Origin of the sequence: Pseudomonas sp. 22526, from assembly GCF_052044735.1 — a bacterium.
GTDB classification, from domain to species: Bacteria; Pseudomonadota; Gammaproteobacteria; order Pseudomonadales; family Pseudomonadaceae; genus Aquipseudomonas; species Aquipseudomonas piscium.
This window is the reverse complement of sequence record NZ_JBQENK010000001.1, coordinates 96,436-114,463: the sequence shown is the minus strand read 5'-3', so window position 1 is coordinate 114,463 and position 18,028 is coordinate 96,436. Positions and strand designations below refer to the sequence as shown.

The 18,028-nt window shown below is 64.2% G+C and carries 13 protein-coding genes; 11 read left to right on the top strand and 2 right to left on the bottom strand.

Annotation, left to right across the window (positions count from 1 at the left end):
• Window positions 1-204 precede the first annotated feature (204 nt).
• Window positions 205-1,221, bottom strand: coding sequence for an AraC family transcriptional regulator (locus ACTJKT_RS00510; RefSeq protein ID WP_440785737.1), 1,017 nt, complete (start codon window positions 1,219-1,221; stop codon window positions 205-207).
• Window positions 1,222-1,578: 357 nt separating this feature from the next.
• Between ACTJKT_RS00510 and ACTJKT_RS00505 the strand changes: the two genes are divergently transcribed.
• The 9 genes from ACTJKT_RS00505 (at window position 1,579) to ACTJKT_RS00465 (ending at window position 13,377) form a co-directional block, all read left to right on the top strand.
• Window positions 1,579-3,789, top strand: coding sequence for a TonB-dependent receptor (locus tag ACTJKT_RS00505; RefSeq protein WP_440785736.1), 2,211 nt, complete (start codon window positions 1,579-1,581; stop codon window positions 3,787-3,789).
• Between the two features lie 380 nt (window positions 3,790-4,169).
• Window positions 4,170-5,441 carry an ABC transporter substrate-binding protein gene (locus ACTJKT_RS00500; RefSeq protein WP_440786054.1) on the top strand — a complete coding sequence of 424 codons (1,272 nt, stop codon included), beginning with the start codon at window positions 4,170-4,172 and terminating at the stop codon, window positions 5,439-5,441.
• 136 nt (window positions 5,442-5,577) lie between these two features.
• The gene (locus tag ACTJKT_RS00495; protein ID WP_025808983.1) at window positions 5,578-6,504 is read left to right on the top strand and encodes a carbohydrate ABC transporter permease; all 927 of its coding nucleotides are present in this window, start codon (window positions 5,578-5,580) and stop codon (window positions 6,502-6,504) included.
• Window positions 6,505-6,514: 10 nt separating this feature from the next.
• Window positions 6,515-7,345: a carbohydrate ABC transporter permease gene (locus ACTJKT_RS00490; protein WP_028683916.1), complete on the top strand. Its 831-nt coding sequence runs from the start codon at window positions 6,515-6,517 to the stop codon at window positions 7,343-7,345.
• A gap of 178 nt (window positions 7,346-7,523) precedes the next feature.
• Window positions 7,524-8,627 carry an ABC transporter ATP-binding protein gene (locus tag ACTJKT_RS00485; protein ID WP_440785735.1) on the top strand — a complete coding sequence of 368 codons (1,104 nt, stop codon included), beginning with the start codon at window positions 7,524-7,526 and terminating at the stop codon, window positions 8,625-8,627.
• Between the two features lie 14 nt (window positions 8,628-8,641).
• The gene (locus ACTJKT_RS00480; protein WP_440785734.1) at window positions 8,642-10,123 is read left to right on the top strand and encodes a mannitol dehydrogenase family protein; all 1,482 of its coding nucleotides are present in this window, start codon (window positions 8,642-8,644) and stop codon (window positions 10,121-10,123) included.
• A 136-nt stretch (window positions 10,124-10,259) separates the two neighbouring features.
• On the top strand, window positions 10,260-11,768 hold the full coding sequence (xylB, locus tag ACTJKT_RS00475) for a xylulokinase (protein ID WP_440785733.1): 1,509 nt from the start codon (window positions 10,260-10,262) through the stop codon (window positions 11,766-11,768).
• A gap of 2 nt (window positions 11,769-11,770) precedes the next feature.
• Entirely contained in the window at window positions 11,771-12,709 is a 939-nt protein-coding gene (locus ACTJKT_RS00470) for a carbohydrate kinase family protein (protein ID WP_440786053.1), read from the top strand.
• A 50-nt stretch (window positions 12,710-12,759) separates the two neighbouring features.
• Window positions 12,760-13,377 carry a transglycosylase SLT domain-containing protein gene (locus ACTJKT_RS00465; RefSeq protein ID WP_440785732.1) on the top strand — a complete coding sequence of 206 codons (618 nt, stop codon included), beginning with the start codon at window positions 12,760-12,762 and terminating at the stop codon, window positions 13,375-13,377.
• A 313-nt stretch (window positions 13,378-13,690) separates the two neighbouring features.
• On the opposite strand, the gene ACTJKT_RS00460 is transcribed toward ACTJKT_RS00465, so the two are convergent.
• On the bottom strand, window positions 13,691-15,001 hold the full coding sequence (locus ACTJKT_RS00460) for an OprD family porin (protein WP_440785731.1): 1,311 nt from the start codon (window positions 14,999-15,001) through the stop codon (window positions 13,691-13,693).
• A gap of 641 nt (window positions 15,002-15,642) precedes the next feature.
• Here ACTJKT_RS00460 and ACTJKT_RS00455 point away from each other — a divergent pair.
• Window positions 15,643-16,995 carry a UDP-glucose dehydrogenase family protein gene (locus ACTJKT_RS00455; RefSeq protein WP_440785730.1) on the top strand — a complete coding sequence of 451 codons (1,353 nt, stop codon included), beginning with the start codon at window positions 15,643-15,645 and terminating at the stop codon, window positions 16,993-16,995.
• A complete protein-coding gene (locus tag ACTJKT_RS00450; protein ID WP_440785729.1) occupies window positions 16,992-18,020 on the top strand; it encodes an NAD-dependent epimerase in 1,029 nt (342 codons plus the stop codon). Before ACTJKT_RS00455 ends, ACTJKT_RS00450 begins: the two co-directional genes overlap by 4 nt.
• Window positions 18,021-18,028 lie beyond the last annotated feature (8 nt).

The following is an 18,028-nucleotide window of genomic DNA, read 5'->3' as shown; positions in this document are numbered from 1 at the left end:
AACCACAAAAACATCAGGCAAATACTGGCGCCACGGCCCGGGCGGGACAATGGTCAAAGCTTTCAAGTTGCGTGACTGGTTTGGCCAAGAACCCCATGGCGGTCAAGGCGCCCTGTAGCCGCTGCCGAGCGACAGCGAGGCAGCGGCTACAGGGATGCGCGCAGGTCGGGGGGAGTCCGTAGGAGCGAGCGGGCGCCGCCGACTTCAACCGGCCTCGTTGAGGATCAGGCTGCGGTAGTGCCCGGGATTGGAACCGGACCATTTGCGAAAGGCCTTGTAGAACGAACTGGCATCAGCGAAGCCCAGGCGGCTGGCGATTTCCGTGAAGCTGATCTGCGGCTCGGCCAGCCAGGCGATCGCCAGTTCCTTGCGCACCCCGTCCTTGAGGCCCTGGTAGGTCTGCCCTTCTTCCGCCAGGCGGCGACGCAGGGTCGAGGCCGACATGCACAGGCTGTGGGCCAGGCTCTCGGTTTCCGGCCACTGGGCGGCGGGCAGCTGGCGCAGGTCGTGCTTGATGCGGCTGGCCAGGCTTTCTGGGTCGCGGTATTTGACCAGGATATTGGCCGGCGCCTGGGCCAGGAAACGCTTGAGTTCCTCATCGCTGCGCTTGATCGGCAGGTCCAGGCAATCGGCGGCGACGATCATCCGCGTGCGCGGCCGGTCGAACCGCAGGTTCTGCGAGAACATCACCTGGTAGTCGTCGCAGAAATCCGGTTCCGGGCAGCGCAGCTCGATGGCCAGGATCGGGATGCGCCGCCCGGCCAGCCAGCAGGCCACGCCGTGGACGATCATCCAGTAGGTGAAATAGGTAAAGGCCCGGCGCGGTTCCTGCTCGTCCTCCAGCAGGACGATCTCCGCCAGGCTCTGCTGGCGCACCAGCTGGGCCGGCAGGTATTCGAGCATCAGCGACAAAAACGCCAGCCCGGATTCCAGGCCCGCCGCCAGGTTCTGCCGGGCCATGGCGCTGCGGCAAAGAAACGCCAGGCTGCCGGACTTGAGCTTGCGCGGGTCCATGCCGAAGAACTCGTCGTCCGTGCGCCGGGCCAGCAGGCGCCACAGCCGGGCATAGGCCGCCGCCGGCACACGGGCGGCGCTGACCTCCAGCTGGGCCGGGTCGATGCCGACCTTGAGCAGCACTTCTTCGCTGGCGGCACCCGGGGCGCAGCTTTGCAGCAGCGCTTCGCGCACCAGTTGCATGGAGATCGTGTCTTTTTCCGACATCGCGCGTAACTGCTTCCTGCATAAGGAGATTTGTCGGTCATCTTAGGCAGTGCCGAGGAAAAAGCCAGTGGGCTTTTGGCTAAGCGGCCCGTCTCGTCCCGTCCGGTTACTGGCCTTCGTGCGCCGCTGCCTCCAGCCCTCCGCGCAGCGACAGGCCGCACACCCACTCACCCTTGATCCAGGCAGATGAGTCTCAGCACATCAAAAGATAAATCTCTTACAGGTTATGACCTTGCCTTCACTGCTAGAAGACAAATCTCATTAACGTCAAAAAATTGTAAGCGTTCTTGTACATTTCGCTTTTAATAATCAATCTCAAATAGGATTTAATCTCATCAAACCCAAAGAGTGATTCTCATGGATAGCAAAGCCCCCTCCTCCTTGTCACAGCGCCCTCTGCTGGCCCCCACAATAGGCCTCGCCATCGTCTCTGCCTCCGGTCTCAGCGCGGCTGGCGAACGGCAGAACGTCTTGCAACTGGACAACATCAAGGTCGAGGCGGAGGAAGGCAAAGGCTACAAGACCGAACGTTCGTCTTCCGCCAAGTACGTGGCGCCGTTGCTGGATACCCCGCAGACCATCACCGTGGTGCCGCCCAAGCTGATCCAGGAACAGCAGGCGCTGAGCCTGCGCCAGGTGCTGTCGAACGTGTCCGGCATCACCTTCAATGCCGGCGAAGGCGGTGGCGGCTCGGGGGACAGCATCAACATCCGCGGCTTCTCGGCCAACAGCAATATGCAGATCGACGGCCTGCGCGACAGTGCGCAGACCAACCGCTCCGACACCTTCAACATCGAGCAGGTGGAGGTGATCAAGGGCCCCAACTCAGTCTTCGGCGGCGCCGGCACCACCGGCGGCAGCATCAACCTGGTCAGCAAGCAGCCGAAGAACCAGGCGTTCACTCGCCTCGGCGGCAGCCTCGGCACCGACAACTACTACCGCCTGACGCTGGACAGCAACCAGCCCCTGGAAGGCGTCGGCCAGGACAGCGCGGTGCGGATCAACCTGATGGGCCATCAGAACGATGTGCCCGGCCGCGAGCAGATCGACCGCGAGCGCTGGGGCATCGCGCCGTCGTTGCGCCTGGGCTTCAGCGACGCCACCCGGCTGACCCTCAGCGCCTTCCACCAGACCGACGACAACCTGCCGGACTACGGCGTACCGGCGCTTGACGGCAAGAAGCTGGCCGGAGTCAAGCGCGATGCCTATTTCGGCTGGAAGAACCTGGACAAGGAGCAGATCGAACAGAACGCCTTCACCGCCGATTTCGAGCATGACTTCAGCGACCACCTACGCCTGCAGAACCTCACGCGCTACAGCCGCACCGCGCGCGACACCATAGTCTCGGCGTCCCATGTCAACACCAGCGGCGTGCCGGCGGGCCGCTACCGCCCGGCCGGGCCCCAGGCCTACGGGCGCGACGCCACCACCGAGATGTGGATCAACCAGAGCAACCTGATCGGCGACTTCGAGTTCGCCGGCATGCGCCACGACCTGGTGGCGGGCGTGGAACTGTCCCGGGAAACCCTCGACCTGAAGACCTACAACCATGGCCTGGGCACCGCGCTGTATCCGCGCGATGGCTATGCCCTGGGCAACCCGCCCGGACGCTGGAATGGCCCGGTCAGCAAGGCCACCAGCGGCTATACCGAGACCACCCTCAAGGGCCAGGCCTACTACCTGTTCGATACCATCGCCCTGAGCGAGCGCTGGGACCTCAACCTCGGCCTGCGCTACGACAAGATCAAGGGCGACGTCGACAAATACTCGGGCAGCCATGTGAAAAGCGAGAGCCTGGCCTCGGACACGAACAAGGCCAGCGCCCGCACCGGCCTGGTGTTCAAACCGACCGAAAACGGGCGCATCTATGCCGCCTGGGGCAACTCCTTCAACCCTTCCGCCGAGAACCTGGCCTCGACCGGCGGTGGCTTGAGCAATGGCAACCAGGACCTGGCGCCGGAGAAGAACGAGACCTGGGAACTGGGCACCAAGTGGGAATTGCTGGACAAGCGTCTGGAACTGGACGGGGCGCTGTTTCGCGTAGAGAAGAGCAACGCCCGGGAAACCATGGCCGACGGCTCGACCCAACTGGCCGGCAAGCAGCGGGTGCAGGGTGTGGAAATCGGCGTCACCGGGCATGTCACCGAGCAGTGGGACGTGTTCGCCAACTACACCTTCCTCGACAGCGAAACCCTGAAAGCGGCGAACACCGCCGCGGGCATCGCGCGCAAGGGCCAGGCCCTGGGCAACACGCCGCCGCGCTCGTTCAACCTGTGGACCACCTATGAACTGCCGGCCGGCTGGACCCTGGGTTACGGCACTCGTTATGTCAGCGAGCGCAACGTGACCTCCAGCACCCGCGCCAAGCTGGACGCCTACTGGGTGCATAACGCCATGCTCGGCTACAAGGTCAACCACAATCTCGACCTGCAGCTGAACGTCAACAACCTGTTCGACAAGGACTACGTGGAACGGGTGCGCCAGCAGAACGGCTCGACGGCGCGCTCCTCGGCCATCGAATACGGCGACGCCCGCGCGGCGATCATGTCGGCCACCTATAGTTTCTGACCCCCCTCCCCCTCAGCGCGAAACCCTGTTCGACCGGGGCTTCGCCGCTGTCATCGGCGCCGTCCCGCCGCTCTCCGGCACAGGTCGCCCCAGTAAAAAACCAATACGCAATCTCCCCCGCTTTACCCGGCCCGAGCGGGCTAATCCTTGGCCCATGGCGGCTTGCGCCGGGCGGAGGCTTTCATCGCAGTGCAAAAAAGTATCGATTCGAGTGTCAGGGATGATTTGTCAGCGCGGTCGTTGAGGGCTGTAATCAGCCCCACATTCTTCCCGGCATCCGGAAGACACAACAACAATAACCGTCCTTCTGCCGCCCACCGGGCCCGGAAGAGGAGTGCACGATGAAACCCTGCATTACCGCCCTGCTCGTCACCACCTGCATGACCCTCAGCAGCGTCAGCCTCGGCGCCCAGACCCTGACCATCGCTACCGTCAACAACAGCGACATGATCCGCATGCAGAAACTCTCGAAAGCCTTCGAGAGCGAGCACCCGGACATCAAGCTGAACTGGGTGGTGCTCGAAGAGAACGTGCTGCGCCAGCGCCTGACCACCGACATCGCCACCCAGGGCGGGCAGTTCGACGTGCTGACCATCGGCATGTACGAAGCCGCGCTGTGGGGCGCCAAGGGCTGGCTGCAACCGATGCAGGACCTGCCCGCCGCCTATGACCTGCAGGACATCTTCCCCGCGGTACGCGAAGGCCTGTCGGCCAAGGGGACGCTGTACGCCCTGCCGTTCTACGCCGAAAGCTCGATGACCTACTACCGCACCGACCTGTTCAAGGACGCCGGCCTGGTCATGCCCGAACACCCGACCTGGGAGCAGATCGGCGAATTCTCCGGCAAGCTCAACAAACCCGAGCAGGAACAGTACGGCCTCTGCCTGCGCGGCAAGGCCGGCTGGGGCGAGAACATGGCGCTGATCACCACCCTGGCCAACGGTTTCGGCGCGCGCTGGTTCAATGAGCAGTGGCAGCCGGAATTCACCGGGCCGGAATGGAAGAACGCCCTGACCTTCTACGTCGACACCATGAAAAAGGCCGGCCCGCCCGGCGCCTCCAGCAACGGCTTCAACGAGAACCTGGCGCTGTTCAACAGCGGCAAGTGCGCGATCTGGGTCGACGCCAGCGTCGCCGGTTCCTTCGTCACCGACAAGTCCCAAAGCAAGGTCAGCGAACACGTCGGCTTTACCTACGCCCCGCAACAGGTGACCGACAAGGGCAGCGCCTGGATGTACTCCTGGGCGCTGGCGATCCCCACCAGCTCCAAGGCCAAGGATGCCGCGCAGACCTTCGCCACCTGGGCCACCTCCAAGGAATACGGGGCCCTGGTCGCCGAGAAAGACGGCATCGCCAACGTGCCGCCAGGCACTCGCGCCTCCACCTACAGCGAGGCCTATCTGCAGGCCGCGCCGTTCGCCAGGGTGACCCTGGAATCGCTGAAGGTCGCCGCCCCGACCAGGCCGACCCTCAAGCCGGTGCCCTACATCGGCATCCAGCTGGTGACCATTCCCGAGTTCCAGGCCATCGGCACCCAGGTCGGCAAGCTGTTCTCCGCCGCGCTGATCGGCCAGACCACGGTCGACCAGGCCCTGGCCGCCGCGCAGCAGACCACCGAACGCGAAATGAAACGCGCCGGCTACCCCAAGTAATCCTTGTCTCCTGTAGGAGCGAGGCTTGCCCGCGATGAACGATAACGCGGTTATCGGACAGACCGCGGTGCGGCTATCGCGGGCAAGCTCCGCTCCTACAGAAAAAAGCATCTGTACCTGAACGGTTGTGATCGCCATGAATACCTCGACTGCCAAAGCTCATTTGCAAGTGCCCCAGGTCGCGCGCAAGCGCCGCCTGCTCAACCCCGGCTGGTTCCTGGTCAGCCCCTCGGTGGCGCTGTTGCTGCTGTGGATGATCGTGCCGCTGGGCATGACCCTGTACTTCTCGCTGATCCGCTACAACCTGCTGTACCCCGGGGAAAACCAGTTCGTCGGGCTGGAGAACTTCAGCTACTTCCTCACCGACTCGGGCTTTTTGCCCGGGGCCGGCAACACCCTGCTGCTAGTGGGCAGCGTGCTGCTGATCAGTGTGGTGTTCGGGGTGCTGATCAGCGCCCTGCTGGAAGCCAGCGAGTTCCTCGGCCGCGGCATCGTCCGGGTGCTGCTGATCTCGCCGTTCTTCATCATGCCCACGGTGGGCGCGCTGATCTGGAAGAATCTGATCTTCCACCCGGTGTCGGGGATTCTCGCCGCGGTGTGGAAGCTGTTCGGCGCCCAGCCGGTGGACTGGCTGGCCCACTACCCGCTGCTGTCGATCATCATCATTGTGTCCTGGCAGTGGCTGCCGTTCGCCATCCTGATCCTGATGACTGCCATGCAGTCCCTGGACCAGGAACAGAAGGAAGCCGCGCGCCTGGATGGCGCCGGGGCCATCGCGATCTTCTGGCACCTGACCCTGCCGCACCTGGCGCGTCCCATCGCGGTGGTGGTGATGATCGAGACCATCTTCCTGCTCTCGGTGTTCGCCGAAATCTTCACCACCACCAACGGTGGCCCGGGCTACGCCTCGACCAACCTCGCCTACCTGATCTACAACCAGGCGCTGGTGCAGTTCGACGTGGGCATGGCCTCGGCCGGCGGCCTGATCGCCGTGGTCATCGCCAATATCGCCGCGATCATCCTGGTGCGGATGCTCGGCAAAAACCTGACTGACAAGCCCTGAGGTGCGCGCCATGACCCTGCAACAATCCCGCCGCCTGCAAAGCCTGCTGCTCGGCACCCTGGCCTGGGCCATCGCCATCCTGATTTTCTTTCCGATCTTCTGGATGCTGCTGACCAGCTTCAAGACCGAAATCGATGCCTTCGCCACGCCGCCGCAGTTCATCTTCACGCCGACGCTGGAGAACTACCTGCACATCAACGAGCGCAGCAACTACCTGGCCTTCGCCTGGAACTCGGTGGTGATCTCCTTCAGCGCCACCGCCCTGTGCCTGCTGATCGCGGTGCCGGCGGCCTATTCCATGGCCTTCTACGAGACCCGCAACACCAAGCGCACCCTGCTGTGGATGTTGTCGACCAAGATGCTGCCGCCGGTGGGGGTGCTGATGCCGATCTACCTGCTGGCCAAGAGCTTTGGCCTGTTGGACACGCGCATCGCGCTGATCGTCATCTACACCCTGATCAACCTGCCGATCGTGGTCTGGATGATTTACACCTACTTCAAGGACATCCCCCGGGACATCCTCGAGGCCGCGCGGCTGGACGGCGCCACCCTGGGCCAGGAAATGCTCCGGGTGCTGCTGCCGATCGCCAAGGGCGGCCTGGCCTCCACTGTGCTGCTGTCGCTGATCCTGTGCTGGAACGAGGCGTTCTGGTCGCTGAACCTGACCTCGTCCAACGCCGCGCCGCTGACCGCGCTGATCGCCTCCTATTCCAGTCCCGAAGGGCTGTTCTGGGCCAAGCTCTCGGCGGTCTCGACCCTGGCCTGCGCGCCGATCCTGATCTTCGGCTGGATCAGCCAGAAACAACTGGTGCGCGGCCTGTCCTTCGGCGCCGTGAAATAACCAAACGACCCCCTTGATCAACGCTGATCCAAACCTTGATCAAAACCCTGTAGCCGCTGCCGCAGGCTGCGATAGGCACCGAAGGGGCCTCGGCGCCCCTGAGATCGCTGGCGAGCCTGCGGCTCGATCGCAGCCTGCGGCAGCGGCTACACCGAAATTTGAAATCCGGAGAGATTCCATGGCCAACCTGAAAATCAACAATCTGCAAAAAGGCTTCGAAGGTTTTTCCATCATCAAGGGCATCGACCTGGAAGTGCGCGACAAGGAGTTCGTGGTCTTCGTCGGCCCCTCGGGCTGCGGCAAGTCCACCCTGCTGCGGCTGATCGCCGGGCTGGAGGAAGTCAGCGGCGGCACCATCGAGCTCGATGGCCGCGACATCACCGAAGTCAGCCCAGCCAAGCGCGACCTGGCCATGGTGTTCCAGACCTACGCCCTGTACCCGCACATGAGCGTGCGCAAGAACATGTCCTTCGCCCTGGACCTGGCCGGCGTGCCGAAAACCGAGGTGCAACAGAAGGTCAACGAAGCGGCGCGCATCCTCGAACTGGGGCCGATGCTGGAGCGCAAGCCCAAGCAGCTGTCCGGCGGCCAGCGCCAGCGCGTAGCGATTGGCCGGGCCATAGTGCGCAACCCGAAGATCTTCCTGTTCGACGAGCCGCTGTCCAACCTAGATGCCGCGCTGCGGGTGCAGATGCGCCTGGAGCTGGCGCGCCTGCATAAAGAGCTTCAGGCGACCATGATCTACGTGACCCACGACCAGGTCGAAGCCATGACCCTGGCCGACAAGGTGGTGGTGCTCAACGGCGGCCGCGTGGAACAGGTGGGCTCACCGCTGGAGCTGTACCACAGCCCGGCCAACCTGTTTGTCGCCGGCTTCCTCGGCACACCGAAGATGGGCTTCCTCAAGGGCCGGATCAGCCGGGTCGAGGGCCAGGGCTGCGAGGTGCTGCTGGATGCCGGCACCCGCATCCAGCTGCCGCAAAGCGGCGCCAGGCTGAGCGTCGGCAGCCCGGTGACCCTGGGCATTCGTCCCGAGCACCTGGAACTGGCCCGCCCTGGCGACTGCACCCTGCAGGTCACCGCCGACGTCAGCGAGCGCCTGGGCAGCGACACCTTCTGCCATGTCGTCACCAGCTCCGGCGAAGCCCTGACCCTGCGTATCCGCGGCGACCTGGCCAGCGCCTACGGCCAGCAGCTGAACCTGCACCTGGACGCCGAACACTGCCACCTCTTCGATGCCGACGGCGTGGCCGTGGCCAGGCCGCTGCGCGCCGCCGCCTGAACGAGAACCGAACGATGAAACTGAACAGACACAACCTCCACTGCCTGGCCCCCGAAGTGCGGCTGCCCGCCTACGACCTGGCCGAGATCCGGCAAGGCATGGTGCATATCGGCGTGGGCGGTTTCCACCGGGCGCACCAGGCCTACTACACCGATGCCCTGATGAACACCGGCGAAGGCCTGGACTGGGGCATCTGCGGGGTCGGCCTGCGCGCCGAGGACCGCCGCGCCCGCGACGACCTGGCCGGCCAGGACTGCCTCTTCACCCTGTTCGAACTGGGCGACAGCGACGCTACCGAAGTGCGGGTGATCGGCGCGATCCGCGACATGCTGCTGGCCGAGGACGGCGCCCAGGCGCTGATCGACAAACTGGCCGACCCGCAGATCCGCATCGTCTCGCTGACCATCACCGAGGGCGGCTACTGCATCGACGACAGCAGCGGCGAGTTCATGGCCCACCTGCCGCAGATCCAGCACGACCTGGCCCACCCGCAGCAGCCGAAGACCGTATTCGGTTTTCTCTGCGCGGCCCTGGCCCAGCGTCGGGCGGCCGGGGTCCCGGCCTTTACCCTGATGTCCTGCGATAACCTGCCGCACAACGGCGCGGTGACCCGCAAGGCGTTGCTGGCCTTCGCCCGCCAGCGCGACGCCGAGTTGCACGACTGGATCGCCGCCAACCTCAGCTTCCCCAACGCCATGGTCGACCGCATCACGCCGATGACCAGCACCGCCCACCGTCTGCAACTGCACGACCAGCATGGCATCGACGACGCCTGGCCGGTGGTCTGCGAGCCCTTTGCGCAATGGGTGCTGGAAGACAAGTTCGTCAGCGGCCGACCGGCCTGGGAAAAGGTCGGCGTGCAATTCACCGACGACGTCACGCCCTATGAGGAGATGAAGATCAAGCTGCTCAACGGCAGCCACCTGGCCCTGACCTACCTGGGCTTCCTCAAGGGTTATCGTTTTGTCCACGAGGCCATGGCCGACCCGTTGTTCGTGGCCTACATGCGCGCCTATATGGACCAGGATGTGACCCCGCAACTGGCGCCGGTGCCGGGCATCGACCTGAGCGATTACAAGGACACCCTGGTGGCGCGCTTCTCCAACCGGGCGATTGCCGACCAGCTGGAGCGGGTCTGCTCCGACGGCTCGTCGAAGCTGCCCAAGTTCAGCGTGCCGACCATCAACCGCCTGATCGCCGATGGCCGCGACACCGAGCGCGCGGCCCTGGTGGTCGCCGCCTGGGCCCTGTACCTCAAGGGCGTGGACGAAAACGGCGCCAGCTACAGCATCCCCGACCCGCGCGCCGGGTTCTGCCAGGCGCTGGTGGCGGACGATGCACTGATCGGCCAGCGGTTGTTGGCGGTCGAGGAGATCTTCGGCACGGCGATCCCCGCCAGCGCCGAATTCACCGCCGCCTTCGAGCGCTGCTACAGCAGCCTGCGCGACGACGGCGTGACCCGCACCCTGGAGCGGATATTGGCCCGAGACAGCTGATGCTTGCCTGTTACTGTCGCGTTGATCCAGAAAGATCGCGGATTCAGGTTTTGCGGTTGCGCTGCAACCGATCGCAGCCTCGCGGGCTCGGCAGCGGCTACAGTGGGTTTGATTTGAATTTTGTGCAGGTTCATCCATGACGACGCAACAGCTTTTCCTCGGCATCGACTGCGGCACCCAGGGCACCAAGGCCATCGTCCTCGACGCCGCCAGCGGTGAAGTGCTGGGGCTGGGCGCGGCGCCCCACAGCCTGATCAGCAGCGCCAACGGCCGCCGTGAACAGGACGTCGGGCAATGGCGCGAGGCGTTCGCCCTGGCCACCCGCCGGGCCTTGCTGGCCGCTGGTGTCAGCGGCCTGGATATCCTCGGCATCGGCGTCTCGGGCCAGCAGCACGGCCTGGTCCTGCTCGACCGGCAGGGCCAGGTGCTGCGCCCGGCCAAGCTCTGGTGCGACACCGAATCCACCCCGCAGAACCAGCGCCTGCTGGATTACCTGGGCGGCGAACAGGGTTCCCTGGAGCGCCTGGGCGTGGCGATTGCTCCCGGCTACACGCTGTCGAAACTGCTGTGGACCCGGGAACAGCATCCGCAGATCTTCCAGCGCATCGCCCATGTCCTGCTGCCCCACGACTACCTGAACTACTGGCTGACCGGCCGCTGCTGCAGCGAATACGGCGATGCCTCGGGCACCGGCTATTTCAATGTGCGCACCCGGCAATGGGACCTGGCGCTGCTCAGGCATATCGACCCCGATGGCCGCCTGGAAGCCGCCTTGCCGGAACTGCTCGAAGCCCATCAGCCGGTGGGCACCCTGCTGCCGGAGATCGCCCGGCAACTGGGCCTCAACCCCCGGGCGCTGGTGTCCAGCGGTGGCGGCGACAATATGCTGGGGGCCATTGGCACCGGCAATATCCAGCCCGGGGCGATCACCATGAGCCTGGGTTCCTCCGGCACCCTGTACGCCTATGCCGAGCAACCCCGGGTCAGCGCGGACGCCACGGTGGCGACCTTCTGCTCCTCCAGCGGCGGCTGGCTGCCGCTGATCTGCACCATGAACCTGACCAATGCCACGGGCGCGGTGCGCGAATTGTTCGAGCTGGATATCGACGCCTTCAACCAGCTGGTGGCCCAGGCGCCGATCGGTGCCGAGGGCCTGTGCATGCTGCCGTTCCTCAACGGCGAGCGGGTCCCCGCCCTGCCCCACGCCAGCGGCAGCCTGCTAGGCTTGACCGCCAACAACCTGACCCGGGCCAACCTGTGCCGCGCGGTGATGGAAGGCACCACCTTCGGCCTGCGCTACGGCCTGGACCTGCTGCGCCAGAACGGCCTGCAAAGCCAGAGCATCCGCCTGATCGGCGGCGGTTCGAAAAGCCAGCTGTGGCGGCAGATGGTCGCCGATATCATGCACACCCCGGTGGTCTGCACCGAGCAGAGCGAAGCGGCGGCCCTGGGCGCGGCGATCCAGGCGGCCTGGTGCGAGTCCCACGACAGCGGCCAGGCGCAGAGCCTGGCGCAGTTGTGCCAGCGCTGCGTGAGGCTCGATGCAAGCAGCGAAACCTGGCCGATAGCGGCCAATGTCGCGGCCTACCAGCAGGCCTATGAACTTTACCAACAGCATGTGGCAACCCTTTTGAAGAGCGAGTGACTATGTATCTGGTCTGCGGTGAAGCACTGTTCGATTTTTTCAGCGAAGACGATGCCAGCGGTCGGGCATCGCGGGTCAACTTCCAGGCAATCGCCGGCGGTTCGCCCTTCAATGTCGCGGTCGGTCTGCGCCGCCTGGGCGTGGACGCGGCGCTGTTCGCCGGGCTGTCCACCGACTACCTCGGCCGGCGCCTGTTGCAGGTGCTGCGCGACGAAGGCGTGGGCGAAGACTACCTGCTGCACGTGCCGGCCCCGACCACCCTGGCGATGGTCGCGGTGGGCGCCGACGGCTCGCCGCAATACAGCTTCCGTGGCGAAGGCTGCGCCGACCGCCAGTTGCAGCTGGCCGACCTGCCGCAACTGGACAGCCGGGTGCGCGGCCTGCACATCGGCTCGTTTTCCCTGGTGGTGCAGCCGATCGCCGACACCCTGCTGGCACTGGTGCGCCGCGAGCGCGGCCAGCGCCTGATCAGCCTCGACCCCAACGTGCGCCTCAATCCGGCCCCGGATATCCAGCTATGGCGCCAGCGCATCGACACCCTGGTCCGGCTCGCGGACCTGATCAAGGTCAGCGACGAGGACCTGCACCTGCTCTACCCCGACCAGGACCCGCAGCAAGTGATCGAAGGCTGGCTGCAGCATCACTGCCAGCTGGTGTTCCTGACCCGCGGCGCAGAGGGCGCGACGGTGTTCAGTCGGGCACATGGCCGCTGGTCGGCGCCGGCCATGCCGATTAAGATGGCCGACACCGTGGGCGCCGGCGACACCTTCCAGGCCGCTCTGATTGCCTGGCTGACCGAAAGGCAGCTGGATTCGTTGGAAGCTGTAGCGGGATTGAGCCGGGACCAGATCGACCAGATGCTCAGGTTCGCCATCCGCGCCGCGGCGCTGACCTGTGGCAAGACCGGACCGGACCTGCCCTATCGCCACCAACTGAACTGATCGAAGGAGCGCTACGCGGCGCTGCCATCGACCCGAATAGAGCCTTGCCCTTGACCCGCTTTGCCTATGCCGCCGTAGTACTCCCCCTCGTCCTGACCGGCTGTGCGACCTCGCCGCCGGCCAACCCCAACGACATCTGCGAGATCTTTCGCGAGAAAAGCGACTGGTTCAAGGCGGCCAAGGCCACCGAAGAGAAATGGGGGGTGCCGATCCAGGTGCCGCTGTCGATCATCTACCAGGAATCGAGCTTCAAGCAGGATGCCTTGCCGCCGCGCAAATACCTGTTGTGGGTGATCCCCTGGGGTCGGGTCTCCACAGCGGCCGGCTACCCGCAGGCCAAGTATGAAGTCTGGGGCGACTACCAGCGCAAGGGCGACAACTACTGGGCCAGCCGCACCAACTTCGCCGACGCCACCGACTTTATCGGCTGGTACATGGACCAGACCACGCGGGTCAACGGCGTGACCAAGCAGGACGCCTACCGCCAGTACCTGAACTACCACGAAGGCTGGGGCGGCTATCGCCGCCAGACCTATACGGCCAAACCCTGGCTGCAGACCGTGGCGGGGAAAGTGCAAAGCCGCTCCAACCTCTACGGCCAGCAATACGCCGGCTGCCGGGAAGAGCTGAACCGCGGCTTCTGGAGCCGCTTCTGGGATTGGCTATAACCGCCTGACCCCGCTCTCCCCGCCTCCACGTTCTCTGTAGCCGCTGCCGAGCGTGCGAGGCTGCGATCGGCGGCGCAGCCGTCGCAAACCCGGCAACCGCGTTGCATCAGCTACACCGCGTGCGGTGGTTTGGCGGCTGCTTTGCAGCCGATCGCAGCCTCGCGGTGCTCGGCAGCGGCTACACATATACCGCGATCCCTGTAGCCGCTGGCGCAGCCTGCGATCGGGTTGGGCGGCATTCCGACGAAGCAGTCGTAAAACCAGCCAATGCGTTTATCCAGGCATATCGCGGATTCAGCTTCCGGCAGCGCCGTCAGAGAATCGAGAAGTTGTAGCTGACAATCAGCCGCGTCTCGTCCACGTCCCGGGCGAACTTCTCGTAGTTGCTGCGGTAGGTGGCGTTACGCAGGCGCAGGCTGACGTCCTTGAAGGTGCCGCTCTGCACCACGTACTTGAGTTCGCTGTCGCGTTCCCATTCGCGGCCTTCCTGGTCGCTGCCCGGGACCTTGATGTGGTCGCCGCTGACATAGCGGGTCAGGAAGCTCAGGCCGTTGATGCCAATGGCCTTGAAGTCGTAGTCGTAGCGCAGCTGCCAGGAACGCTCCTGGGCGGCGGCGAAGTCGTTGACCTGCACATAGTTGACCAGGTAGGGGTTGCTGCCATCGAGGTAGGGCATCGAGTTGTCGCCGTTCATGCGCTGCCAGCCGGCGCTGAAGGTGTGGCCGTCGATGGCGTAGCCGAGCATGCCGCTCAGGGCACGGTTGTCGATGGAGCCAGCGCGCTCGGCGCCGCTGTCGGCACTCTTGAGCAGGCGCAGGTCGGCCTTCAGCACACCGCTGCCCAGGGGCTGGTTGGCCAGCAGGCCGATGAAGTGCTGGCGGTAGATGTCTGCAAGCTCCCCGTAGTGGTACTGGCCGGTCAGGCGGTCGTTGAACTTGTAGTCGATGCCGTACATGTCGAAATGGTCGGCGGTGACGTTGCAGGCATACCGCTTGTTCTTGCAGTGCACGCGGATGTCCTGGGCGTCGGTGGAGTCCCGGGCGGTGTACCGGTCCAGGCGCGCGGCCATGAACGTCAGGTCCTTGATCTCCCTGGAGGTGAGCATGGCGCCGTTGAACATGGTCGGCAGCAGGCGCCCGTCGTTGTACTTGAGCAACGGCAGGTCCGGCAGCAGCGCGCCGTACTTGAACACGCTCTGCGACAGGCGCACCTTGGCGGTCAGGCCGAGCTTGGCGTACTGGTCCTTGGAGCCCCGCGGGTCCTGGCCGCTGGACGGCAGCAGGCCGCTGTTGCTGCGGTCGGGACTGGAATCGAGCTTGAAGCCGAGCATGCCCAGCGCGTCGATGCCAAAACCGAGGGTGCCTTCGGTGTAGCCCGATTGCAGGTTGAGAATGAAGCCCTGGGCCGCCTCTTCGCGCTTGGAAGCACCCTGGTCGTTGCTGGTATGGCCGTCGCGGAAGTCACGGTTGAAATAGATAGTGCGCGACTCGAGCTTGGCGCTGCTGTCTTCGAAGAAACCCGCGGCCTGGGCGGTAAAACCCGCGCACAGGCAAAGGGCGCCAAGGCCCACTGATTGATAACGCAGCGGTCGGGATGAGTGCAGCAAAGGGAAAGGGGGACGCATGAAAAGCTCCAACAGTGCATCGGTAACGCGGATGAAAGAAAGGCAATAGCAATCCATCTGGCGAATCATTTCTGGCCAGGTGAATTGATCAAATCAATGTTGACCCGCAATGATGGCAGATGGCTTTGACGGGCTACACCCGACTTTAGTCTGAAGCTGCTACAGCCTTTGGCGCTTCCCGTGCTCTTCCAGCGCACTGCCCTGCCTGCAATAAAGCGATCATTTCCAACACTTTTTTCCTTCGTGGAGGCCCTTGGCCGAGGCGCCATTCATTGGGCGATTCCAGAGGTTTTGGATCCAAGCAAGCGTCCACCGAGGATAAAAACGCTGTTTTTCTTGCTCAAAAAAATACCGTTCGTCGGCTAAATTTACCTTATGGGGTTTTGTAACAAGGAATTGACACAATGCTTTCTCAACCCTTTCAGTAACATTATCTAGTTGATTTTAAACAGAATTAATCTATTCAAATAAGGATCCAAAATGCCATCGTCATTTATATAACACGGCAAAACGCCAATTAACCGTCTCCATGCTGTGGTAGTGTCAAAAAAAGAACGCGAAAAGGGCTTGCACCTATTCAGTTCCTTAAGAAGTGGGCAGAAAAAACTCACTCACTACCCATCACGGATGAGGTTCCTCCCTTGGATGTCAGCGTTTTTGGTACCGGCTACGTCGGCCTGGTACAAGCAGTCGCCCTGGCCGACGTCGGCCACAACGTGGTCTGTGTCGACATCGACGGCCAGAAAGTCGCCCAATTGCAGCGCGCCATCGCGCCCATTCACGAACCGGGGCTGACGACGCTGATCGAGGACAATCTGAAAGCCGGTCGCCTGTCCTTCACCACCCAGGCCCAGGACGCGGTGAACCATGGCGAGCTGATGTTCATCGCGGTGGGCACCCCGTCCAACGAAGACGGCTCCGCCGATCTCGATCATGTGATTGCCGTCGCTCGCGACATCGCCCGCCTGATGCAAAGCGACAAGACCCTGGTGATCAAGTCCACGGTGCCGGTGGGCACCGCCGACCTGGTGCTGGAAACCGTCATCGAACAGCTCACCGACCTGGGCAAGTCCGAGCTCAAGGTGCATGTGGTGTCCAACCCCGAGTTCCTCAAGGAAGGCAGCGCGGTGGCCGACTGCATGCGCCCGGACCGGATCATCGTCGGCTGCGCCCATGACAAGCCGCGCCAGCAGTTGAGCGAGCTGTACGCGCCGTTCAACCACAACCGCGACCGCCTGATGTTCATGGATAACCGCAGCGCCGAGCTGGTGAAGTACGCCGCCAACGCGATGCTCGCCACGCGCATCAGCTTCATGAACGAAATGGCCAACCTGGCCGAGCGCCTGGACGTCGACATCAGCGCCGTGCGCAAGGGCATCGGCGCCGACCCGCGGATCGGCTACCACTTCATCTACCCGGGCGCCGGCTTTGGCGGCTCGTGTTTCCCCAAGGACCTCAAGGCGCTGATCCACACCGCCGAGAGCCATGGCCTGGAGCCGCACATGCTCAAGACCGTGCGCGACGTCAACGAGCAGCAGCGGCACGTGCTGTTCCGCAAGCTCAAGGCGCACTTTGGCGACGACTTGCGCGGCAAGGTCATCGCCATCTGGGGGCTGGCCTTCAAGCCCAATACCGACGACATGCGCGAAGCCACCAGCCGCTACCTGATGGAAGCGCTGTGGGACGCCGGCGCCACGGTGCATGCCTACGACCCGGAAGCCATGACCGAATGCCGGCGCCTGTACGGCTACCGTCCCGACCTGCAGCTGTGCGCAACCCGCGACGACACCCTGCAATGCGCCGATGCGCTGGTGATCTGCACCGAGTGGAAGGCCTTTCGCGTGGTCGACTTCAACCAGTTGCGCGAGCGCCTCAAGGCGCGGCTGATCGTCGACGGGCGCAACCTCTACAACCCGCAACAAGCGGCGGATGCCGGCCTGCATTACCTGAGCATCGGCTTACCCTATCGCCTACCGGGGGCGCTCTACGCATGAATATCCTGATCACCGGGGCCGCCGGTTTCATCGGCGCCCATACCGCACTGCGTTTGCTCAAGGATGGGCATCAGGTCACCGGGCTGGATAATTTCAACGACTACTACGACCCGCAGCTCAAGCGCGACCGGGTGCGCTGGGTGGAGCAACAGGTGGGAGCCTTCCCGCTGTACCGCCTGGACTTGAGCGATGCCGAGGCCCTCGACCGGCTGTTCGCCCAGGTCCGCCCGCAGGTGGTGATCAACCTGGCGGCCCAGGCCGGGGTGCGTTATTCCCTGGAAAACCCCAAGGCCTACCTGGACAGCAACCTCGGCGGCTTCCTCAACCTGCTGGAAATGTGCCGGCGCTACCCGGTCGAGCACCTGATCTATGCCTCGTCCAGTTCGGTGTACGGCGCCAACCATCACACCCCGTACAAGGTCAGCGACAACGTCGACCATCCGCTGTCGCTGTACGCCGCGAGCAAGAAAGCCAACGAGCTGATGGCCCACAGCTACAGCCACCTGTTCGACGTGCCGGCCACCGGCCTGCGCTTCTTTACCGTGTACGGCCCCTGGGGCCGCCCGGACATGTCGCCGATCCTGTTCGCCCAGGCCATCAGCGAAGGCCGGCCGCTGAAGCTGTTCAACTACGGCATGCACCAGCGCGACTTCACCTACATCGACGACATAGTCGAGTCCCTGGTGCGGCTGCTGGGTAAACCACCGCTGCGCGACCCGCTGTGGGACCGCGAACAGCCCGACCCGGCCACCAGCATGGCGCCCTGGCGCCTGTTCAATATCGGCGGGCAACGCCCGGTGGAACTCAAGGACTACGTCGCCACCCTGGAGCGACTGCTCGGACGCAAGGCGCTGGTCGAGTACCTGCCGCTGCAGCCCGGCGATGTGCTGAACACCTGCGCCGATGCCAGCGCCCTGGAGAACGTTACCGGCTTCGGCCCGCAGGTGCCCCTGGCCGAAGGCCTGGGGCGCTTCGTCGACTGGTTCCAGAGCTACTACCGGCCGCCCTTGCCGCCACGGGCCTGACGCGTCGC